The following is a 24,346-nucleotide window of genomic DNA, read 5'->3' on the forward strand; positions in this document are numbered from 1 at the left end:
ATCAGAAAATAATGTTTACCGGTTTCTCTTTAAGAAAATACGGTCTGTTATAGTGTTGGGAAGTTCCGATTCATAATGTGTCACCATAATCATCGTCTTATCTTTGCGTCGGCAGAAAGCCTCGATCACTTTCTTTACCCGGCGACGATTATAGGTATCCAAGCCATGAAGCGGTTCATCCAGAATCAGCAGTTCCGGGTCTTTGACGAAAGCTCTTGCCAGCAAGGCCAAACGTTGTTCTCCACTGGATAGTTGCAGGAATGGTTTATCTTTCAAATTTGCAATGCCGAATATATCCATCCACCACTCACAGATAGCCATCTGTTCCGGTTGAGGACGTTTATACAGACCGATACTGTCATGCAAACCACTGGCTACAATCTCAATAGCGGGCAGATTTTTAAGATAAGCACGGTGCATCTCCGGACTTACGTAACCGATATGTTTCTTGATTTCCCAAATACTTTCTCCCGTCCCTCTTTTCCGTCCGAAGAGACTGATGTCACAGGCATACGATTGCGGATTGTCTGCACAGACAAGGCTCAACAGAGTCGATTTCCCGGCACCGTTCTCACCACTCAACGCCCACTTCTCACCACGACGGACTGTCCAGTCCAGTTCTTTCAGAATAGTTCGGTCGCCATAACGGATACTGACCTTATTCAGTTTCACTACTTCCTCCGAATCGTAATTGTTGCCATCAGATGGCAAATCTATAATCCGTTGCTGCAAATCATCAAAAGAGGTAACCACATCTCTACTACGGAAAGCTTCGAGATAGGCTTCACGTTCCATTTTAGGAAAGACCTCCATTTTGTCCACAGGAATGACATGAGTAATGAATGACGGTATATCATCGAGCATGGAAAGCACCAGAATAATTTGTACGGACGACATTTTCGTCAGACGTTCGAGCAAAGAGAATAACAGTTCACGCGTAGGAGCATCCAGTCCGATAAACGGATTATCCATAATCAACACGCGGGGAGCAGTCAACAGGGTTTTGGTTAGCTGGAATTTACGTAATTCACCGCTGGAAAGGAGAATGATTTTCTTGTCGAGCAACGGTTCGATACGGAAGAGTTCAAACAGTTCGCATTGCAGTTGCTCGTCCTTGATTTCTCCCAACATCTCACGAACATCGGGAGCCTCATCCTGATCGTGAGCATTCCAACGCTGCTGATAGTAGTAATTGGCATCGGCAGCTCCATAAGTATCGCGGAAAGCAATGTATTTCACATTATCATAAAGAGTCTGGGTGGCAGAGGGGGAAAAATCATATTGCACGGTTCCATCACGCAATGGATATTTTCCGATCAGGGTATCTATAAAAAGACTTTTACCACCACCATTGGGACCTACAATGGCTATGTGCTCATTCGCTCCGATAGTTGCCGTGATGGGTTTGGCTAAACGCACAAGCGGGTTGCGTGCTACGCCCCCCGCCATGCAGAATGTATTTTGGTTCATATTCTTTTATTCTGTTTTATTATTGCCCGCAAAGGTAACAATTTTATCATAAAAGACGCCAGATTGCAAACATATTCTTATTCGTTCCGTATAGGGAATATCTTTATTTACTTACTAAACCCATAAGGTGGACATTCAAAATTGGTAATATCCAATTTGTATTCCATCATATCTTTCAACTCGTGTATGGGACGTTCCAATTCGTAAGGTATCGGTTGTCTGCTGAATTGCTGAAAGTAAAGCAAACAAGCATCCCGCCACCAGACAGCATCCCGTGCCTGAATCTTCAGGCGGTGTTGTACATCACGAAAACGTTCGGAATCAATATACGGTTCCATCCTGTCCCACACTTTTTGAAAGTTCCTCACTTCGTTTACACCACGATCATACGCGTAGCACAGTTCTGCCCAAAGTGTACGTCCGCTCTTCATCTGATGATTCCAAGGGACATGGTGAAACCAAAGGAGTAGGTTCTCCGGACAAGTATTCACATTGTCCAGTTGCTCGCATAATGGAGAATGGTATTGTCCGGTAGCATTACTTCCTGTACTGCTGCGGTCGAAACCTATTCCCATGTTGTCGGCACGGTGGTAATAAGGAGGTAGCCAATCCGGGCGGGCATCGGGAATATCACACCAGGGTTCCGGTCCGTAATGATGTCCCCATGCAAAGATATGATGCAAGCCGAGAGGCATCATGTAGTCTACTACTGCTTCTCTCGATTTCTGAAGCACTTGGGAGTTGAGAAAGGAGAGTTGAGCGTCGATTTGCTCTTTTTGAATGCCTTCTCCTGCCGGAGTACTGGTTTGCACACCGGTAACGGGAAGAAAAGTTTGTTTCAACCATTCTTCTCCTATCTGTTCGGAAGAGAGCGAATGTTTCCATGCCAATCGTCCGAAAGCATACCAGTTGGCTTGAGCAAAAGGATGTCCACACCAATTAGTATCATCACCGATGTTTGCCACTCCGGAAATAGCCGTGAGCGGATGAGAGAATAAAGAACCATCTGTCACACGGGCAATAGTAGAGCCTTTGCCTTGTAGATAAGTATCACTGTCTAAACACTCTTTCCACATAGGAGCAAGGAATGCAAGATGATTGGAAAAACCAAGATACTCTTGTGTGATTTGAAATTCGGGCATAACTGCCGTCTTTTTCATGGCTCCGAACAGCGGGCTGAATGGTTCACGGGGCTGGAAATCTATCGGTCCGTTTTTGATCTGCACAATAACATTATCCCGGAACTTTCCATCCAAAGGTTCAAATTCAAGATAGGCTTGTTTAGCACGGTCGCTGTCGGTAGGAGAATAAACGAAAGCACGCCACATCACAATGCCATGATAGGGCCTCAACACATCGGCAAGCATATTGGCTCCTTCGGCATGAGTGCGTCCGTAATCACATGGACCGGGCTGCCCTTCGGAATTCGCTTTCACCAGAAAACCTCCGAAATCGGGAATCAGAGAATAAATCTCTTTGGCTTTCTGCTTCCACCAGTTTATCACTTCTTTATTCAACGGATCGGAAGTGGACAAACCACCTAAAGCTGCGGGAGAAGAGAAATTGATAGAAAGATATATTTTCAAGCCATAAGGGCGGAAAACGTCGGCCAAGACTTTGACTTTCTGCAAATAATCATTAGATAGTATCTTAGGACTTGCATTGACATTGTTTATTACAGTGGCATTAATGCCGATAGAAGCATTGGCACGAGCGTAGACTTCATAACGGGGAGAGACAACAGACGGAAGTTCGTCCCATTTCCAAAGTGAATGTCCGGCATATCCGCGTTCGATTGTACCATCCAAGTTATCCCAATGATTCAGGATACGAATTCGATAATCAGGTCGTTCGGAGATATCGAGGGATTGCAAAGCTGATTCCGGTAGTTGTCCGGTAGCTTGCAGACGGAGTAAATGATACGTTCCATAAAGTACTCCTTGTTCACCGGAAGAAGCTATCGTTATTTGACTGCCACCTTTGGAGGTCTGAATCGTATATCCCTCATTTCCAAGTGCACGAAGTTCTTTATTGTTCCGGACCTCCAAAGTAACCGGGATTCCTCCCTGCCAGAAGTTCTGTAATTCGGAAACCGCAATACGTAATGTAGGTGATTGTTTCTTGCTGGTAATTTCCGCTTTCGCTCCCGATGCATAACGAAGCCACAAGGCACTTCCATCTTCTGCCCAAATAGAAGAAAAGCAAAAAAACAAAGTGAATGTCAATGCAAATATATTTCTCATAGTACAAAGTATGTTATCACAATTAATTTACAGTATGATAGCATAAGTAAATTAAGCATTCATAGTTAATAATAACCGCCTCTACCTGAAAAATCCCTATTACCTAATATTCTGGTAAAAGTAGGTATGTTTTTCAAATAGAGGCGGTTGTTTTAATGTATCCTATTATTCATCTTTTCCCTCGATAGTAATGATTCGCCCGTCTGCATCATACTGAAGTTCACAGACTTTTAGGCTACGGAGCCAAGTCTTTCCCTCTGATGGCACACAATCGTGATGAAACAGATACCACTTACCTTTAAACTCTACAATAGCATGGTGAGTAGTCCATCCTACCACCGGAGTCAGAATGACTCCCTGATAAGTAAACGGACCATAAGGGTTATCACTTGTTGCATAGCAGAGCAAATGAGTGTCTCCTGTAGAATAGGAAAAATAGTATTTACCATTATATTTATGCATCCACGAAGCTTCGAAGAAACGGCGTTCCGTATCCCCTGCTGTCAATGGCTTACCGTCTTCATCCAGAATTACCACTGCACGGGGTTCTTCGGCAAACTCCATCATATCTTCACTCAAACGAGCGACACGCGACGGGATTGCTTCCTCCTCTCCTTCCGGCAAAATAGCAGATTCCAAGGCTTTATTATTACGGTAACGTTGAAGTTGTCCACCCCACAATCCACCGAAATACATATAATAGTTACCATCTCCGTCATCCCATACAGCCGGATCGATGCTGTAACTTCCCTTCATCGGATTAGCTTCCGGTATAAAAGGACCATAAGGTTTATCACTCACAGCTACCCCGATACGAAATATATCATTCTGATCTTTCAATGGAAAATACATATAATACTTACCATCTTTACAAACCACATCACAATCCCAAAGTTGACGGCCCGCCCAAGGAATATCCTCTGTGGAAAGCACCACTCCATGATCTTTTATTTCACCGTTCATCACATCATCCATAGAATACACGTGATAATCTTTCATATTGAAATGATCGCCATTATCATTCTCGGCAATACCACTTTCCCAATCATGAGAGGGATAAATATACAGTTTGCCATCAAATACATGTACGGCAGGATCAGCCATATAATCACCGGGAACTAAATATCTTTTTTCTGTTTTCATACTATTTCTGTTTTTTCTGTTAGAAACTTATTTTGTTTTTTCAGCCTCTTTGATAATCAGGTCGACTACCGGCTTCGGTTGATAATTACGATCAAAAAGTAACGGATAATCCGTGCGGCCTCTCATCGGCCAGTCATTACGCCAAGAGTTCTGATCGGCTACTCCCCAAAGAGTAACCCTGGTGATGAGGTTATGATGTTTCAGGAACAGACGGAAAAAGTCATTCATTCTTTCAGTCCATGCTTTCGATACCTCTTCCGGCAATCCATCCGGATAAGGATTCATCTCTTTTTTATATTCAAAGGAAGCGGAAACTTCTGCACCTACATTGGGATTCGGTGATGGTATCACCGTCAAATCCAGTTCTGTTATCATTATCTTCACTCCTGTTCCGGCAAAGGCCAGCATACTCTTCTCAAATTCACTGATTTTCGGGTAGTCCATGCCAATGTGTCCTTGCATACCTATGGCATCAATACGGATTCCACGTTTTTTCAAATCGTTCACCATCTTCACGACAGCTTCTCTTCTGCCCGGTTGGGCCATTGAGTAGTCATTGTAGTAAAGTTCGGCATCCGGATCGGCCTCGTGTGCATACTGGAAAGCCAATGGAATATATTCTTCCCCCAGAATCTCATAAAACTTTGTCTTGCGATATGCTCCATTATCTTCAATCGCTTCATTTACTACATCCCAGCCTTTGATGCGGCCTTTATAGCGTTTCACGATAGTCATGATATGATCTTTCATCCGCTTCTTCAGGACTTCCGGAGAAACATTGTTCCCGTCCTTATCTACGCAAAACCAAGGAGCCAATTGTGAATGCCAAATCAGGCAGTGACCAATGATAGCCATTTGATTGCTCTCACCAAAACTGACAAATTCATCTGCCTGCGCAAAATTATACTTATTTTCTTTCGGATGAATGACAGAAGACTTCATGCAGTTTTCCGCCACGATGGAATTAAAATTCTTCTTTACAACTTCAACAGCTGCGACATCCTTACCGGAACTTTGATGTGTGTTCACTGACACGCCAATCAAAAACTTGTTTTTCAAAGCCTTTTTCAGCGAATTTCCATCTTTCGCAAAAACTTCTCCATAAGAAAAAGAAAACATCACTGTCAATAACAACAGAATTATTCGTTTGAGTTTCATACGTTATATTTTTGAGTAATAAACATTCTACTATCTTATCTATTCGCCTTTTTTACAGCGCGATTCTATCTCCTCATTTATATTGTCAATCACATTATCTTCCAATTCATATTTAGAAATAATGAACATAGCGACCAAAAGCAACAACGCCGGAATAACGGCTACGAGCCACAGTATTCCCTGTTCGGCAAAAGGCGATTGTGACACTTCATTTGTCTGGTCGAACCCGACAAAAGCCATAACAAGTCCCGGTACAACTCCTCCAAGAGCCATTCCCGCTTTATAGAAAATACCAGTCAAAGCATTGACTATACCCGAAATACGTTTACCATGAGTATATTCGCCATACGAAATTACTTCGGGAACCAAAGCCCACATATACCCTGTCGCAATAATGACTCCCGTCGATTTTATGAACTGCGCCACAAAGACCAACCATATCTGCGTTTTGAGTACCGGAACCACAGAAATAATATACAGCAATGCCATACCCAATATAGCGACTGAAAGGAATACATAAAACATTTGCTTTTTTCCAATGGCACGTTTAATGGCAGGTACCATCGGCATGAAAATGAATGCGGGTATCGAGCCCAAGGCCATGAAATAGGGTAACATCTCCGGTGCACGTACATTATAAATCATATAATATGAACCGGCAGAATTACCAATCGCCATCATTGCAAAAGCAGTAATGAAAAAGAACGCCAAAATACGCAAAGGTTTATTTCTACAAAATTCTACCCACAAGTCGGACACTTTTACTTTAGATGTCTCCTCCTGATCCATAACCACACGCTCCTTCGTCTGGCTAAAGCAGAACACCAATAACGCCAATCCGATAACAGCATAAATAGTCATCGTAATAAACCATGCGTTAGCAGATGCAGTAGTATTGATTTTACCATCGGGAGACAACACCTTCACCAGTATCGGAATACCGTATGCCACGGCCAAACCGCCCAAATTGGCAAGAAACATACGCACTGACGTCAACACCGTGATTTCATTCGTATCGCGGGTAAGTGACGCATTCAGTGCTCCATAAGGCACATTAATCAATGTATAACACATGGATAATCCAACGTAAGTGAAATAGGCATAGAATAGTGAGCCCGAAAAACCATTCCAAAAACAAAGAATAGCAAAACCTGTCAGCGGAATTCCTCCCCAAATAAGGTATGAACGGTATTTGCCTAGTTTAGGATTGTGCTTATCGACAAAAGCACCTACCAGAGGATCCCAAAGCACATCCACTATCCTGACAATAAGAAACATCACGGCTGCCACCTCCGGTTTAAGTCCATATACATTGGTATAAAAAATCAGCAGATACATACATACGGTCTGGTAAATAAGGTTTTGCGCCAAATCACCGGAACCGAATCCTATACGTTGAAGCCAAGAGAGTTTATAGAAACCTTTCGCTTCATTGGTCTTTATTGTATTCTCCATAAAATAGATAAATTGGTCATTTTCAGTTTTTCGTATTCATTTCTATCAAGATAGCTGCTGCCACTCGTTGCCCTAGCGTCTTTTTATCCAATGGATGAATATCATTCCATTCTCCTAAATCACTATTTTTAATCAGAGTAACATTTTTATTTGTATCGGCTACTTCCGTCTGCGCTTTCCGGAATTCCGCCCAGGCAGTGCGTCCTCCTTTATCTGTGGGTGAAAGGAAATCCGCCAGCTCAATGATATAGAAAGGCATATCCGACTTATTCCATCGTTGTCTCCAATCGCTAATCATAGCCGTCAACAAGTCTTTATACTCATTTCTGCGTGAGACATTCGATTCTCCCTGATACCAGATAACACCAGATACCGTATAGTTCAGCAAAGGAGCAATCATGGCATTATACAGTCCTGTGGGTTTATAATGAAAAGCCGTTTGTCCCGGAGCAGCGGGCATAGGAGCACCGAGATGATATTTCCAACTCCCCTCCAGATTGATCTCCGATTCTCCTTTTTCCGGCTGACCTTTTCCGAAAAGAATTTTATAAGGCTTCTCCTTTACAAATTGAGGACGACCGCCATAACTGAAAAGGCGTATGGTTATTGTATTTTTTCCGGCTTTCAGCAATCCGGCAGGAATGGTATAGATACGGGGAGGATACTGATAAGAGACAGTCCCCACAAATGTGCCATTTACATAAACAGAATCCGCATCCACAATGCATCCCAAGCGAAGAGTCGCTTTCTCTCCCGCCTGTTGTGCAGACACCTGAAAGTCTTTACGAAACCAGTGGGAACCATTGATGGTATTTAGTCCGTTTGTTGCCCAGCTGGAAGCAAACAAATCTGTTTCTTTCCAATTGCTATCATCATAATCGGCAGCATACCAAGGGGTAGCCTCATGCATCCCTTTATCTCCCTGAAACAACGCCACATTCCAGGCATGACTTTTCTTCCTCTCCTCTTTTTTCATCGACTCCATCAAATCGTCTGACTCATAGATACGCTTTTCATTCAAATAAAATGGAAAAGGCTTCAAACCTTCCTCACTGATCCACGCTTCTATCGGTGAACCTCCGACACTGGAATTTATGATTCCTACCGGAACTTTAGTCTTTTGATAGATCTCTTTAGCGAAGAAATAGACCAAAGCAGAGAAAGGCATCACATTTTCAGGAGTCATCGCTTGCCAGGAAATTCCCGGAATGTCTGTCTGCGGAGCATGAAAATTATAAAGCAGAGGTGTTTTTATATAGTGCACCATCGGATAGTTGCTGTCCGTAGATATTTCATCGCGAAAACGATCTGTAACCCGCGAAACAGGCAATTCCATATTCGACTGTCCCGAACATACCCAAACATCACCAATAAGAACATCCTTTAATTCGATATCATTAATGGTCATAGTATAAGGTCCGCCAGCTTTCAATACAGGCAAAGTCACTTTCCAGTTACCGTGTGCATCGGCAACAGTCTTATATTTCTTTTTCAGGAAAGTTATATCAACGGTTTCATCAGGATCAGCCGTTCCCCAGATATTGACAGGTTCCCCACGCTGAAGTACCATTCCGTCGGAAACAAGAGTCGGAAGTTTAACCTTTGCTCCGCCCAACAAGGCGAAGCAAAGGAACACAACTACTAACCCTACCTTATAAAACCAATACTTATTCATTCTGTCTTTTCTTTTATATGTCTTTATTTCATGATAATTTAGCAAGAGAAGAAATCCATCGGGATTCCACTTTGCAAACTTAGGAAGTTTCTTCCCACTTACCCAGAAATTCTGATTCAAATCATTACTCGCTTGTTACATCATCGTTTACGTATGTTACAAAAACTTGTTGCAATGTTACATTCAAGCTGAAACCACCGATAAACAAGAGGAAAGGGAAAGTTTTAGAACGAGCGGATTACAGTAGTTATTGTTATTCATTCGATCCACTCCAAGATAATAACAACTACTGTAACCCTCACTCTCCCCTTCTTTAATCGTTATAAAATCATTTATTCCAAATCTCCGGTAAAGTCTCCGCTGACATCTTTACCAGCCAAACCATCGGCCACTCCCTTATAAGCATGTTTACGTGCATAATTAGCATCCCAAAGGTTCGGAGCGTCATTCGGTATCCAATTCACATGTTCTTTTTCATTGTCCGATACTCCCCAGATGGTAATACCATATTGTTTATCCACCGGAATATACTTCTTGTACATATCAATGACATACTGATACATTTCTGCCTGTTGTGCCAGATTTTCAGTAGTAGGCGACGAGGTGTTAACCTTAATATCCAACTCGGATACTTTAATCAACTTGCCGGTAGCACCCAGTTTCTGGAACATTTGAGCAATATTGTCTTTATTGGAATCAATAGCAATATGCATTTGTGTACCGATACCATCCACTGTGGCCCCTTTGCTTTCGATGTATTCCACATATTTAATCAGACCATCACACTTATTGAGGTTATATTCCAGATTATAATCATTGATGAATAGTTTGTCATCCGGATTTCCATACTGACGGGCAAGTTTGAAAGCTTCTACTGCATAGTCTTTCGGAGTCAGGAAATAATCTTGCCAGTAGAATTCATCAGAAGCCAGATCAGTTTTGCCTTTACCAGTCTTAATGTCTGATGTTTTTGCATCATCCATCGGTTCATTGACTACGTCCCATGCATGAACATAAGGTTTGCAATGGGTAACCATCTTTGAAATCCAGTCTTCCATAGCATCTCTGATAATCTCGGCTTTTTCTTCGTCGGTCTTCTCAATGATAGTAGGACCGGAAGCACGAGTGACAGCACGTGTCTCCACCACTTTCTCCGACAATACGATATTATCTATATAATAATCACCCGCACTAACTCCGAAATTGATACAGAATCGATTCATATCCTCTTTAGACACTGTAAACTCTTTCTTAAATTCTGTCCAAGTCGTGCTCACATTTCCATCTACATAGCATTCACCTGCATAACTCGTTGAGTTCTGAATTTGAATTTGGAAAGTAGTTGAGACACTTGCTTTAATCATAGCAAAGAACTCATAGGTCTTGCCGACTTCCAAAGGAGTATCAAAGCCATATCCGGCCTGTGCCTTATATGCATTGCCCGCCCCTCCGTCAACAGAACTAGTCAGCTTCATCGAATATGAACTTCCATATCCTTCACCTTCTTCCGAAATCGCGGCCTTTCCACTACTCCAAGCTCCCCAAGGAGTAATAGCCTTACTTTCAAAATCTCCGTTAGAAATCAGATTAACCACAGTAGGCTCCGCATCTTTGTCTGTCACAACAATATTATCTACATAATAAGTCACATCCGGCAAATAACCAAATTCAAATGCAATCTGAAATGTAGTACTAACAAAATCATTCACTGTGATCTTCACCTGCTGCCATTGAGACGTTGTCTCAAAAGCTTCCGTCCAACTGCCACCTGTAGCATACCAGTCTTTATATGGATAATTATTCTCTAATCCAACAAAAGTCAGTCGGGCTTTGCCTGGTTCATCCGAACGGACAAAAAATGAAATTTCATAATTATGCCCACTTACTGCTGAAATGCCAGGAGTATATAATTGCACAGAATGAGATGCCGTTACAGAAGATCCTACTGCAAATTTCAATGCTTTGGAAGTAGCTGTCAACCCTTCTCCTTCCACAATGGACATCGCATCACTTCCATTTTTACGATCCCAGCCATCAAAGGTTCCATCTTCAATGCCCGAGAGATCCAACAAATTACTGCCCGCCGGTCCCGGAATAACTTCCGGTGCAATCAGACTATTCAGATAACTCGCATTCTGATTAGTGTGCCAAATCAGACAGTGCCCATAAATGCTGATACCCGCTTCTGTGGTCTTTGTAAACAACTGATCGACCTTATCAAATTTCAAATTCCCTTTAGAATCGACCATAGGACCGTGCTTCATGGCATATCCTATCGTCAGATCATTAAAATTCTCATTCACAATGGTATTCGTTGTCTCGTCACCAAGATATTCATCCATCCCCACTCCGATACCCAACTTAAAGTTGGGATCGGATAAATATTCTTTCAACGGCTTGTAACGGGAAATCTTTTCAGCCAACTGTAAAGGCAGCTCGGAAGAAGTAACCGCTCCATGTGTAGGGTCTTTATACCACTCCATCTTATTATCGTCACACGATGTCAATATCAGCACCGACAAGGCAACAAACGGAAGCATATTTCTGTATTTCATAATCTTTTCAATTTAAAGTCATTATTATTCTGCACCCTCTTCTTCATCCGGGAAATCGGTATATTCCGGCTTCGTCAAAGGTACGACACGCCAGTTATCAATATAAATCTTCACGGAAGTTGTTTTGGATAGAAACTCTGTTTCTTTATCCGAGCTCGCACCTGTGATCTTATCCAATGTAATATCAGAGTTCTCAAAATAGAAACCGAAGTTGGCATAAGAAGCAGATGCACGGGTAGCGGCCACATCGGCAAAAGTGGTCCAAGCTCCGCTGGATGCTTTCGATTTGTAGAATTCACTGAACGGAACAGTTACAGTCTGCCAACCGGTTGTCTGGAAAGGAACGATCTTTCCGCCTACAAGCCACGGTACGTAATTATAACAGTCTCTCTCCCATTCTCCACCATTGAATCCGTTCTGACCACAAATCTTCAGGAATCCGGATTCAGACCAAGGTTCGGGCACATAAATTTCAAACTGAATAGCACATTCGGCAACAGGAGTTTCAGCAGGGACACCCAGCGTCAACCAGTCAGGATCAGTGCCATTACCAGCTGTCCAAACTTCAGCACAACGATTCTTCGCTGCTGCCACCGGCAACTGTCTTTCTAATGGCAAACGACAGTAAGCACCTTGCGACACATTACCTTCACCAATCGAAGCAGATTCCAGTTCGGTTGTTTGAATCATACTTTCAGAATCGCCCCATGCTCCTTGTGCACCCACTCCATCGAAGTTCAACAACAAGCCTTTCTTATAATTGAAATAAGCAGGAGAATAAGCACCACCATTCGAACCTTCTACGAAAATAGAACCGCCTTCTTCAGAAACTCCGGCAGGCATATCCACCATAAAATATTCACCGTCAAGATCAGAAGTAATACCATCTGTCACCACCACATTTCCGGGGAAAACGACTTTTGCTATTTCCGTCAATCCACTTCCATAAACAATGATAGGTTCACCTACATTCGGCATACAGTTGGAGATTCTCGTTATAGACGGTGCAGCAGCACGAATCTGGAAATCATAAACGTATTCACCGCCATCTTTTACCAAACGAATTGTATTACGTACATTCTCGTCAGCTTCTGTAGTCGGAACTTTACTGTTCACACTAACCAGAAAAGATTTATTCGAAACAAATACCGGATTAAAATAACAGTTATATCCATTAATATACACTTTCTTCAATCCGTTGAATCCTTCACCTTCAATTCGGATCAGTTGTCCCAAACGGGCAAAATCGACCAAACGGTCAGGAACATTCGACTTCGCGTCTTCCAGGTAGATCCCGGTTATGTTCATCACAGAACTTCCGCCATTATCGTCATCGTCGTCACACGAAACAAATGAACAAGAGCAGATGAGCAGGCTCACCAATAAGCCAAATGCTTTCATACTATTTTTATATATCAAGCTTTTCATTCGTATTCTCGTTTTTAGTTAAACAAATCGGTTATTCTGTCTTCCTTAAATGCATAAGGCACAGGATCCGCTTTCAACAAAGGATTTTGCACTGTCTCCGATTCCGGATAAGGAAGAAGAAATATACTGGAATCGATATCACCTATGGCACGTTTTGTTTCATCCGAATCTTCATCTCTCTTCAAAGTTTGTGTATCCGCATCCCATACTACAGGGATAGCAGTACCCCTATCCTGTCCGGTGATATAATTGAGTACTTCCTGTTGTTTATAATAAGCTCTACGTACCAAGTCATACCAATACTGTCCTTCCAGACAAAGTTCCAGTCTACGCTCACGACGAATATCTTCGTAAGTAATCGAATTTTGGGGTTCCAAACCGGCACGCTTGCGCACTTTGTTAAAGTATTCCATTGCATCGGCATCATCTGTTGAAGGATTATTTCCCAATATAGCTTCTGCATAAATCAGATATACTTCTGCCAGACGCAACATGTAAGTATTGATAGGAGTACTTCCGGAAGTGATCTTCGCATTATCTTTGCTAGAACCACAAACATATTTCTTACAATAAATTCCGGAAACAGTACCCGATGCTTTCTTCTCACAAGTATATCCTCCGTTTGCTTTCTGTATTTCAGGATAATGATCGCCATAAGCCATCCAAGTCGGCTGACGTCGTTTATCTCCTTTTTCATACTCCCAAATCACGTCCGGTTGTGCAAAAACATAACCGCCCCATGCACGGTCATTACCAGTAATAGCTGACTCACAAGCGAAATAATCCTGTATCGTATTACATTCTCCATACGTACCATTACTAACCCATTGCAAAGCAAACAGTGTTTCCGAGTTGTTATTATTATCAATCATAAACAAATCGGCATAGTCAGTCATCAGTTCAAAATTTCTGTTTTCTATCACTTTTAAAGCCGCTTTCTTTGCCAAATCCAGATAGTCCTGATTACGGGTCGCACTATTAGGGTTACTACTATAACCGGCATACGTCAGATAAACACGCGACAACATACCAAAGGCACTGTATTTATTGACACGTCCGGCAGCAGAAGAAACCTCCGGCAAATATTTTGCCGCAAATTCCAAGTCACGCATCGCAAATTCATAGACATCACTTACCGGGCTGGTATTGACAATTGGATTAGCTACCAATTCATCCGTATCTTCATTAATAATAACATTTCCCCATAACATCGCCAGATAGGAATAAGCAACTCCACGCATGAACCGTGCTTCAGCAATATATGGGTTCTTCACTTCTTCGCTATTGGATGAGTTACCTTTGATCCCGTTAATAATCTTATTAGTTTGCTGTACTATATTGTATAATGAGCCCCAAGCCGAAACTAACGGCCCCGTCAATCCGGTTTCGGTCAAATCGGCAAAAGGATAGATATAATTGGAGGTTGTCGCACAAAGGTTGAATCCGCGTCCATCACCCAGTCCATAATAGAACTTATCGTTAAAGTCGAACCACACCTTATTATACAAAGGAGCTGTTGCTGCCCGGAAATCATCTTCCGTTTGATAAAAGTTATCTCCTGCGATATTGGAGTTATCTTCAGAATCGAGGAAGTCACTGCATCCTGCAAACGCCAAAGCTACAGCCAACATGAAAGAGTATATATATTTACTTGTTTTCATATTTAGTCACTTTAAATGATTAAAAGGTTAAATTCAGACCGAATGTATAAATTCGCGGAGAAGGATAACGATAGTTATCAAAGCCTGTAAGCAAAGCGTCCTGATTGGCAGAACCTATTTCCGGGTCCATCCCTTTGTATTTTGTGAATGTATATACATTCTGCAGGTTACAATAAAGTTTCAGATTCTGAATACCAATCGGTGCCAACCATTTACGCGGGAACGTATAGCCGAAAGAGATAGACTGAATACGCAGGAAAGAACCATCTTCCACAAAGCGGTCACTGAAACGATAATTGGAATCATCTGTCCCTTTGGCAATAGCCATACGGCAAGCATAAGGGTCACCGCCTACAATCTGTATATTCCGATAATCATCCGGACCATTCGGATCAATCAAAGCCAGTTGTGCATAATCCAACGCCGATTTCAGGATATTATTATTGCCCCGTGGATTTTCAAGTTCACGACGCCCCCAGTTTACAACTTCATTTCCCACCGATCCGGTCAGGTTAATGCTCAAGTCGAAGCCTTTATAAGAGAAAGAGTTACCGAAGCCGAAAGTAAAGTCCGGTTCAGGATTACCGATATAAGTACGGTCCTGTTCATTGATAACACCGTCTTTGTTTACATCTTCAAAAATATAATCACCAATCCAGACACTATTCTTGGAAATCGACATACCTTCAGGCAATGCTACCGGCTTAATTGCTCCGGAAGCATCTTTATAGTAAAAGTCAGTAGCCTTTTCAAAGCGGCCAATCACTTTATAACCATAAAACTGTCCGATAGGGTTTCCTACTGATGTACGCGTCAGTACGGTTATTGTTTCGCCTGTCTGATTACTCTTATCTATCAGGCTGGTTGCCGTATCCAGCGATTTTACTTTATTACGGTTCATAGAGAATACCACGTTACTTCTCCATTGGAATCCGCCTTTATCAATATTCACTGTATTTAAAGTCAACTCAAGTCCTTTATTCTCCAAAGAACCCACATTCTTCCAGGGTGCGGAAGTAGAGCCCTGACCTGAAGTTCCCACGTAAGCAGGAAGAGGCACTTGCAACAACAAATCATTTGTTTTCTTATAATAAATATCGGCAATCAATTCAATCCTGTTCTGGAAAAGATTAATATCAAGTCCCAGATTACTTGAATAAGTAGACTCCCATTTCAATTCGGGATTCGGAGTATTGCCAGCCAGCAATCCTGTTCCCCAAACGGTAGCAACAGATGAATAAATGGCTTTATATGCATTATTAGGCACATTCTGATTACCTACAACGCCCCATCCTAAACGCAATTTCAGATTATTAATAATATTGTTGTCTTTCAAAAAAGATTCATTGGAAACCTTCCAAGCCAAAGCAGCCGACGGGAACCATCCCCAACGATTATCTTTGTAGAATTTGGAAGAACCGTCGCGACGAAGAGTAAATGTCAATAGATATTTGTCATCGTATGAATAGAACAGACGGCCGAAATAAGATAAAATCGAACTTTCTCCACTATTACCATTATTCTTGGCTGTTGCGGCATCTCCCAATGTCAGGTCGGTTGCGGCATTGGACAAATATCCCATACGGCTTCCCATCAGATATTCCCATTTGCTCTCCTGCATTTCCTGACCAATCATTGCATTCACATTGTGCACTCCAAAAGTTTTCATGTAATTCACGATATTTCTCCAACTCCAGAACTTATTATATGATTTGGAGAAAGTCCCCTGACGGTCCGTATTTTCAATCGCACCAAAAGTATATGAGGGATCAAATTTATAAGTATTAGCTACCCCATAATCGAAAGACAATTCCGTTTTAAACGTCAGTCCGTCAATGATAGTAGCTTCAGCATAGGTGTTTGCCCGAATACCCATTTTCTCGTTGCGGTTATCCTTAATCATGGCAAGACCCACCGGATTCGTTTGTACCCATTCGTCCGTATCCGGTCCGTCAAATGTGCCTTCAGCATTACGAACAGCCACACTCGGACTCTGCAATAAAGCAGTTCTAATCAACGACTCGTCAGATACAGTCAATTTCTGACGGGAATTACTAAACGCAAAGTTAATACCCATTTTTAAATAGCTCTTCACCTGGGCATCAAAACTACCTCGTAAGTTCAGACGCCTGAACCCTGAACCAACAGCAATACCATCCTGATTGAGGTAGCCTGCTCCCAAAGCATAGTTACTTTTATCAGTACCTCCGGTCACAGAAAGATTATGACTGGTCATCATAGCTTTAGAGAACATCTCATCCTGCCAGTCTGTACCCTCACCTAGTAAATCCGGACGAACAAAGTTATTATCCTTGTTCACTATTCCCCAATCATTTCCCGAATAGTCTTTTCCTGAACGAACATTCTTATGCTCCGCATATTCCCGCAGATTCAGCATATCCAGTTTTTTAGGCATTTCCTGCCATCCTATATATCCGTCATAAGTTATTTGCGCCTCACCCTTCTGTCCACGTTTGGTAGTAATCATAATCACACCGTTTGCAGCTCGCGCACCATAAATAGCAGTGGCGGAAGCATCCTTTAATACGTCCATAGAGACGATGTCCGAAGGATTGATAGATGCCAGTGCATTATCACTTCCCGAACCTGTGGAACCGTCGATGATAATACCGTCAATGACAAAGATAGGTTCATTGGAGGCATTCAAAGAGTTGATACCACGAATACGGATGGAAGAACTACCACCGGGCATACCGCTATTAGCCTGTACCTGCACACCAGCAGCACGTCCTTGCAGTACCTGGTCAACGGAAGTCACTACAGATTTCTTAATGGCTTCATCGTTGACCGATACAACAGAACCGGTCAGGTCACTACGTTTCATCTGACCATATCCAACTACTACTACTTCGTCTAATACTTTTGCATCTTCTTTGAGGGTAATATCAAACTGCTTTTTCCCGGCTACAGGAATCGTTTGTGTCTGATATCCGATAAAAGAAATCTTCAAGCTACCTTTGGCTGATACATTCAACTTAAAATTACCATCCAAATCGGTAACTATACCATTGGTAGTGCCAGCTTCTACTACACTGGCTCCGATAATCGGTTCGCCCGATGCATCTTTGACCACTCCCGTCACGGAAACAGTCTGTGCCAATACCCATACAGGGAAGAGGCAGAAAAGAATGATAAGACCTAACGGTCGAAAATAATGATTTGTGCTTTCCATAAAATCATTTTTTTAATTAATAATGATAGTGGTTAATCCAAGTTATAGGTTTTTCTCTTCTTATTTATAATAAGGAATAGAGTAAGGAATTCATGTTTCCATAAGCAGTTATTATTTTAAGGTGTCCGACAATTCATTTTTTTGGTTAATGCAAATTTATGGATAATATATCAAGCATAGGTGGAGATTTTGTTTCAAGCAATTGACAGGCGGTTACATACACTTGCATGTACGTTACAAGCTATTGCACACCCGTTACATACCCCTCCCAGAAGCATCCCTAAAGGGTTTGCACGTAACATCAGTAAAAGGAAAAGTAACAAAGCTAATGCTATTTTAATTTAATATAGTATCTTTGTCTATATAAAAAGCACCAATAAACCCTGCTTATATTAATGAGTATGAAAGCACAAATCCTATTCCTTTTTTCCATATACTGTTTCCTGATAGGAAGCACTCCTGTTATGAAAGCACAGACCGGCAAATTCTATTCAACAGACAAAGAACTTTCCAACAGTCTGATCAATGCCGTATATCAGGACCGGAAAGGATTTATCTGGATAGCTACCGAAAACGGACTTAATAAATTCGACGGGACACGTTTCTCGATCTATCGACATAATGCTACGGATAGCACCAGCTTGAAAAACAACTATGTACGGACATTATTCGAAGACAGTCGCGGTAATTTCTGGATCGGATGCATCAATGGCTTACAACGATATGACCGCGCCACAGATAACTTTCACGAATTATTCATCTCTCGGAAAGACGGACGAAAAAATCCTCATATCACTTCCATTATTGAACGCCGGAACGGAGATCTTTGGATAGCAACTTCCGGACAAGGCGCCATATCCCTAAAAAAGAACAGCAATCCCGCCTCCTTCCATATCGAAACCGAACTGACAGACCGGATAGGTAGTAACTACCTGAATGTCATTTTCGAAGATTCCCGGCAAAATTTATGGATTGCTACAGAAGAAAAAGGACTGTACCGTTATTCTCCGGAAAGTAAAGAGCTTAAAAGCTATAAAGCACCTTATCATATAGCAGGCGATGACGTTTCTGCCATTTGTGAGGATGCACACGGACAAATTTTCGTAGGAACCTTGACAAAAGGTCTTTTCAGACTATCATCCCGACAGGAAGGAAACTTCGAACCTGTCCTCTACCAAAACCGGATGAATTTGAATATCCGGACTCTCATCATTGATACCCGTGGAAAACTTATCATAGGAACAGACGGTGAAGGAGTAAAAGAATATCAGCCTCAACAAGATATTATTGTGGACAGTGAGATTAATGCGGGTCCCTTTGACTTCTCCAAATCCAAGGTTCACTCGTTAATCGAAGATAAAGATCACAATTTATGGCTGGGCATTTTTCAGAAAGGTTTGATACTAGTGCCCGGCATTTCAAACAAGTTCGACTACTATGGCTACAAATCAATACACAACAACACTATTGGTTCCAGCTGTGTTATGGCTATTCATACAGATGAACAAGCTACAATCTGGATAGGTACGGATAACGACGGATTATATGCCATAAACGATCAGGGAAAACAATTACGCCATTACACCCATCAGGCAGGTAATCCCCAATCTGTCCCCGGCACTATCCTATGTCTCTATGAAGATTCCAATCAGGAACTTTGGCTAGGATCTTACTTCGATGGTCTGGCACGGATGAACAAACAAACCGGAACATGTCAAGATGCCACCTCTCTTTTACAAGGAAATCTTAACGCAGGCAAGCCCAAAGTTTCCTGCATCATTGAAGACAAAAACAAGAATCTCTGGGTGGGTACTTATGGTTCGGGCTTATACAAAATCAATTTACCAACTCAACATGTCACCTATTACGAATCTACCCGCAACGAAAACGATGACTGGAGCATCAACCGTCTTCCGAACGATTGGATCAGCTACCTACTGGAAGATAAAGAGGGAATGATATGGATCGGCACTTATAAAGGTCTGGCCGTACTCAATCCTCAAACGGACAATTTTATCAATTATAAAAAGCAAAACAATCTCCTCCCCGGGTATGTCGTTTACAGTTTATTGGAAAGTAGTAATGGAGAGATCTGGGCTGGTACTTCCGAAGGACTGGTCTGCCTGAATAAAGACAGACTAACACCGGTACTTTTCACTACTGCCGATGGACTCCCCAGTGATATTATTTGCGGCCTGGCTGAAGACGAGAAAAAAAATATATGGATCAGTACCCATCAGGGAATCTCCAAACTGAATCCTCCGGAAAAGAAGTTTATCAACTATTATGCAGGCGACGGTCTGCAAGGAAATGAGTTTACACGCACTGCTGTATTTAAAGATAAACGCGGCAAGATATTTTTTGGAGGTACCAATGGAGTAACAGCTTTCTACCCCCAGGATATCACCGAAATCAAAAAAGAAATGAATGTATTGATTACCGGCTTTCACGTTGCTAACCGCCCTGTGAAAAAAGGGGATAAATCCGGCAACAATGTCATCACTGATACTGCTGTCATGGATACCGAGCAATTTACACTGGCATATAATGAAAATACATTCAGCATTGATTTTTCTGTTTTGGAATTCAGCAATCCCGACCGGATTAGTTATCAATATAAGATAAAAGAATTAGGCGATGAATGGATCAGTACGCAACCGGGAACAAACCGGGTGACTTATAGCAGTCTGAAACCGGGGAAATACACTTTCTCCGTACAGGCACGCGACCATAATAATTTCTCTAATATCCGCACAGTTACTATTGCCATCACTCCACCCTGGTACCAGACCTGGTGGGCAAAAGTAATCTGGGGATGCCTCGGAGCATTACTAATCTATGCTCTTACCATGTACATTCTGTCACGTATCCGCCACCGGCAAGAAGTGATGCGACAAAAACACATGGAACAGATTAACGAAGCCAAATTACAATTCTTCATTAATATCTCACATGAAATACGTACCCCGATGACTCTTATCATCAGCCCGTTAGAGAAACTGTTAGCCGAACATTCCGAGAAACAACCGGTTTATCTCATGATTTACCGGAATGCCCAACGTATTCTACGCCTAATCAATCAACTGATGGACATACGAAAACTGGACAAAGGACAAATGCATCTGAAATTCCGGGAAACAGATATCGTAGGATTTATCAATGACTTGATGCAAACATTCAATTATCAAGCGCAAAAAAAGAACATCACATTTACTTTCGAAAAAGAACTGGAAGGTGCTGATTCTCTGAAAGTATGGATTGATCTAAATAACTTTGACAAAGTATTGATGAATGTCCTTTCCAATGCTTTCAAATATACACATGAGGGAGGAAATATCGAAGTGTTATTGAAAACCGGTCACAACGATGCCTACCGGGGTGCTTTGAAAGATTATTTCGAAATAGATATCACCGATAACGGGATCGGTATTGACAAAAACAAAATAGAACAAATATTCGAGCGTTTCTATCAGATTGACAACGACATGACACAATCTAATTTCGGTACAGGAATCGGACTGCATCTTTCACGGTCGTTAGTGGAACTGCACCACGGCATCATCAAAGCAGAAAACCGCGAAGACGGACAAGGAACCCGTTTCGTCATCCGCCTACCGTTAGGTAGTAATCACTTGAAAGCAGAGGAACTGGAAAATCCTGAAGAAACCGGAAGCGAACCAACCATCTCCCAACTTCCCAAAGATTCGATCTATGAAACGGAAGAAGAAAACAAAACCAATGAGTACAGGAAACCCAAAGCAAAAACACGTTATCGCGTCTTAATTGTAGAAGATGATGAAGAAATACGCCGCTACATACGTAGCGAACTGGATAGTGATTTCCGTATCTATGAATGTACAAATGGACGGGAAGGACTGGAAACCATTTTGAAGGAGAAACCCGATCTCGTCATCAGTGATGTTATGATGCCCGAAATGGATGGGATCACTCTCTGCCGGAAAATAAAACAGAATATCAATATCAATCATATACCGATTATATTATTAACCGCCAAATCGAAAGCCGAAGACCAAATCGAAGGGCTTGAAATTGGAGCAGATGCTTATATCGTAAAACCATTCAACACTGAATTATTACGAACTACTATCAGTAATCTGATAGCCAATCGGGAAAGACTGCGCGGCAAACTGGTAGGTGAACAACAAGTAGAAGAAAAAATAACAAAGATAGAAATGAAGTCCAATGATGAGATCTTAATGAGTAAAGTAATGAGAACCATCAATGACCATCTCGCCGATCCTGCCCTTAATGTAGAGATGCTGGCAGCCAACGTTGGAATGAGCCGCGTACATATGCACCGCAAATTAAAGGAGTTGACTAATCAGTCAGCACGAGATTTCATTCGTTCTATCAGACTGAAACAAGCTGCCAATCTGCTACGTGAGAAGAATCTAAGCGTTTCGGAAGTTGCATACGCTACAGGCTTCTCCAACCTCTCTCATTTTTCCAATACATTCAGAGACTTTTACGGAATTTCACCGAGTGAATATAAAGAACAACAGATGTAACAAACAGAATAAGACTTGTTACAAACAAGAATCCGAATTAGAAAAGAAGCCGTTATCTTTGCCGTGTATCACAAATGTTCCATTTCATTCATTAATAAAGTAGAGCCATGACGACACAAAAGATTTTCTTTTCTCTAATTATTATCCTGTTTACCATAGCTACCGGATTTAATATAACCGGATGCCAATCCATTCCCCAAACAAATGAAGCCATTTTCGACTTCTTCGAATATCAGGGAGAAGATGTTATTTTCGAAACACCGATTGATTCGATCTATGAATACCGGAATCCGATTGTCTGTGGTTTTTACCCGGATCCCAGTATCTGCCGGAAAGGAGAAGACTATTACATGATACATTCCTCTTTCTCTTACTATCCGGGAATCCCAATCCTACACAGCCGTGACCTCGTACATTGGGAACAAATAGGACACGTACTCGACCGTCCCTCACAATTAAAACTCGACAACATCCGCCTAAGCGGAGGTATTTATGCACCAGCCATCAGCTATAATCCTGCTAATGACACTTTTTATGTGGTTACCACCTGCGTAGATGGCATCGGCAATTTTGTTGTAAAAACGAAAGACCCGCAACAAGGTTGGAGCGACCCGATCCTTCTTCCTGAAGTTGGCGGAATCGATCCTTCCCTCTTCTTCGACGAAGATGGAAAAGCATATCTCGTTCATAATGACGCACCAATAGGAATACCGGAATATGACGGGCATCGTGCCATCTGGATTCACAACTATGATCCGGGCACCGACCAGACATTCGGGAAAAAACAAGTCATCGTAGATGGAGGCGTAGACAAAAGCAAACACCCTATCTGGATAGAAGGACCCCATCTCTATAAAATCAAAGGAAAATATTATCTGATGGCTGCTGAAGGTGGCACATCCGTCAATCATTCAGAGGTTATTTTCACCTCCGACCATGTGAAAGGTCCCTACCGACCCGTATCCGACAACCCGATCTTAACGCAACGCGATCTCCCCGAAGACCGTGCCAATCCAATCACCTGCACAGGACATGCCGATCTTATTGAAACACCGGACGGACAATGGTTTGCCATATTCCTGGCTTGCCGCCCTTATGAAGGTGACTTATACCATACCGGACGTGAAACATTCCTGCTTCCGGTTACATGGAAAAAGGGAACACCTGTCATTATGGAAAAAGGGAAAGCAATTCCTACTGTTGTACGTCCCGAAAATTGGAAAGCTGATGTTGCCGGAATTACGCCACAAACATTTACAGGTAACTTTAGATGGAGAGATGACTTCAATACCGATGAGAAATTAGCTTTGGAATGGCTGTTCATCCGGACACCGCGAGAGAACTGGTGGAGTATTCACGAAGGCAAACTTCATCTGACTCCTGCCGCTTCTGATATTTATACTGTGGGTGCTCCCGCCTTTATTGGTCATCGTCAGCAACATACCAATTTCACTGTTACTACGGAAATGAGTTTCACTCCGCTCAATGAACAAACATTTGCCGGACTTGTCTGCTATCAGAATGAAAAATTCAATCTCATTTTTGGCAAAACAATCCGGGAAGGAAAACAAGTGATTACTGTAGTCCGTACTGACAATGGCAAACAGACAACTGAAGGTACATTTACACTAGAGGATAAACGAACCGACCTCCCTCTTTACCTTCGTATCACTGGACGCGGTGGAAAATACAGCTTCACCCTATCTTTCGACAAGAAGAAATGGCAAGAAGTAGTCAACGATTTAGATGCCACCATCTTAAGCACCCATAAAGCAGGTGGGTTTACAGGAACTATTATCGGTATGTATACCGGAAAATGATTCTTAATCTTCAAAC

General features: G+C 42.1%; 12 protein-coding genes. 2 read left to right on the forward strand and 10 right to left on the reverse strand.

The window, feature by feature from the left end:
* Positions 1-15: 15 nt before the first annotated feature.
* The 10 genes from NXV01_RS22480 to NXV01_RS22525 form a co-directional block, all read right to left on the reverse strand.
* Positions 16-1,470, reverse strand: coding sequence for an ATP-binding cassette domain-containing protein (locus NXV01_RS22480; protein ID WP_148364713.1), 1,455 nt, complete (start codon positions 1,468-1,470; stop codon positions 16-18).
* A gap of 107 nt (positions 1,471-1,577) precedes the next feature.
* The gene (locus NXV01_RS22485) at positions 1,578-3,713 is read right to left on the reverse strand and encodes an alpha-glucuronidase family glycosyl hydrolase (RefSeq protein ID WP_259023257.1); all 2,136 of its coding nucleotides are present in this window, start codon (positions 3,711-3,713) and stop codon (positions 1,578-1,580) included.
* Positions 3,714-3,878: 165 nt separating this feature from the next.
* A complete protein-coding gene (locus NXV01_RS22490; protein ID WP_195649529.1) occupies positions 3,879-4,856 on the reverse strand; it encodes a glycoside hydrolase family 43 protein in 978 nt (325 codons plus the stop codon).
* A gap of 27 nt (positions 4,857-4,883) precedes the next feature.
* Complete coding sequence (locus NXV01_RS22495) at positions 4,884-6,014, reverse strand: endo-1,4-beta-xylanase (RefSeq protein WP_258981387.1); 1,131 nt, start codon at positions 6,012-6,014, stop codon at positions 4,884-4,886.
* Between the two features lie 39 nt (positions 6,015-6,053).
* Positions 6,054-7,469 carry an MFS transporter gene (locus NXV01_RS22500; RefSeq protein WP_122137759.1) on the reverse strand — a complete coding sequence of 472 codons (1,416 nt, stop codon included), beginning with the start codon at positions 7,467-7,469 and terminating at the stop codon, positions 6,054-6,056.
* A 22-nt stretch (positions 7,470-7,491) separates the two neighbouring features.
* Positions 7,492-9,144 (reverse strand): sialate O-acetylesterase, encoded by a 1,653-nt coding sequence (locus NXV01_RS22505; RefSeq protein WP_195649531.1) that lies wholly within the window; start codon positions 9,142-9,144, stop codon positions 7,492-7,494.
* Positions 9,145-9,476: 332 nt separating this feature from the next.
* A complete protein-coding gene (locus NXV01_RS22510; protein WP_195649532.1) occupies positions 9,477-11,699 on the reverse strand; it encodes an endo-1,4-beta-xylanase in 2,223 nt (740 codons plus the stop codon).
* Between the two features lie 24 nt (positions 11,700-11,723).
* Positions 11,724-13,100, reverse strand: a complete 1,377-nt coding sequence (locus NXV01_RS22515; RefSeq protein ID WP_258981390.1) for a glycan-binding surface protein — start codon at positions 13,098-13,100, stop codon at positions 11,724-11,726.
* A 41-nt stretch (positions 13,101-13,141) separates the two neighbouring features.
* On the reverse strand, positions 13,142-14,788 hold the full coding sequence (locus NXV01_RS22520) for a RagB/SusD family nutrient uptake outer membrane protein (RefSeq protein WP_195649534.1): 1,647 nt from the start codon (positions 14,786-14,788) through the stop codon (positions 13,142-13,144).
* Between the two features lie 19 nt (positions 14,789-14,807).
* Positions 14,808-17,981, reverse strand: coding sequence for a TonB-dependent receptor (locus tag NXV01_RS22525; RefSeq protein ID WP_195649535.1), 3,174 nt, complete (start codon positions 17,979-17,981; stop codon positions 14,808-14,810).
* A 395-nt stretch (positions 17,982-18,376) separates the two neighbouring features.
* On the opposite strand from NXV01_RS22525, the gene NXV01_RS22530 reads away from it, so the two are divergent.
* The gene (locus NXV01_RS22530; protein ID WP_195649536.1) at positions 18,377-22,510 is read left to right on the forward strand and encodes a two-component regulator propeller domain-containing protein; all 4,134 of its coding nucleotides are present in this window, start codon (positions 18,377-18,379) and stop codon (positions 22,508-22,510) included.
* A gap of 107 nt (positions 22,511-22,617) precedes the next feature.
* Positions 22,618-24,330, forward strand: a complete 1,713-nt coding sequence (locus tag NXV01_RS22535) for a glycoside hydrolase family 43 protein (RefSeq protein ID WP_258981393.1) — start codon at positions 22,618-22,620, stop codon at positions 24,328-24,330.
* Positions 24,331-24,346 lie beyond the last annotated feature (16 nt).

It is taken from the genome of Bacteroides sp. BFG-606 (assembly GCF_024788145.1).
Lineage (GTDB): Bacteria > Bacteroidota > Bacteroidia > Bacteroidales > Bacteroidaceae > Bacteroides > Bacteroides vicugnae.

Excerpts from the sequence above, each read along its gene's own strand:
- NXV01_RS22480 (WP_148364713.1), bottom strand. The coding sequence starts at position 1,470 with ATGAACCAAAATACATTCTGCATGGCGGGGGGCGTAGCACGCAACCCG.
- NXV01_RS22485 (WP_259023257.1), bottom strand. The coding sequence starts at position 3,713 with ATGAGAAATATATTTGCATTGACATTCACTTTGTTTTTTTGCTTTTCT.
- NXV01_RS22490 (WP_195649529.1), bottom strand. The coding sequence starts at position 4,856 with ATGAAAACAGAAAAAAGATATTTAGTTCCCGGTGATTATATGGCTGAT.
- NXV01_RS22495 (WP_258981387.1), bottom strand. The coding sequence starts at position 6,014 with ATGAAACTCAAACGAATAATTCTGTTGTTATTGACAGTGATGTTTTCT.
- NXV01_RS22500 (WP_122137759.1), bottom strand. The coding sequence starts at position 7,469 with ATGGAGAATACAATAAAGACCAATGAAGCGAAAGGTTTCTATAAACTC.
- NXV01_RS22505 (WP_195649531.1), bottom strand. The coding sequence starts at position 9,144 with ATGAATAAGTATTGGTTTTATAAGGTAGGGTTAGTAGTTGTGTTCCTT.
- NXV01_RS22510 (WP_195649532.1), bottom strand. The coding sequence starts at position 11,699 with ATGAAATACAGAAATATGCTTCCGTTTGTTGCCTTGTCGGTGCTGATA.
- NXV01_RS22515 (WP_258981390.1), bottom strand. The coding sequence starts at position 13,100 with ATGAAAGCATTTGGCTTATTGGTGAGCCTGCTCATCTGCTCTTGTTCA.
- NXV01_RS22520 (WP_195649534.1), bottom strand. The coding sequence starts at position 14,788 with ATGAAAACAAGTAAATATATATACTCTTTCATGTTGGCTGTAGCTTTG.
- NXV01_RS22525 (WP_195649535.1), bottom strand. The coding sequence starts at position 17,981 with ATGGAAAGCACAAATCATTATTTTCGACCGTTAGGTCTTATCATTCTT.
- NXV01_RS22530 (WP_195649536.1), top strand. The coding sequence starts at position 18,377 with ATGAGTATGAAAGCACAAATCCTATTCCTTTTTTCCATATACTGTTTC.
- NXV01_RS22535 (WP_258981393.1), top strand. The coding sequence starts at position 22,618 with ATGACGACACAAAAGATTTTCTTTTCTCTAATTATTATCCTGTTTACC.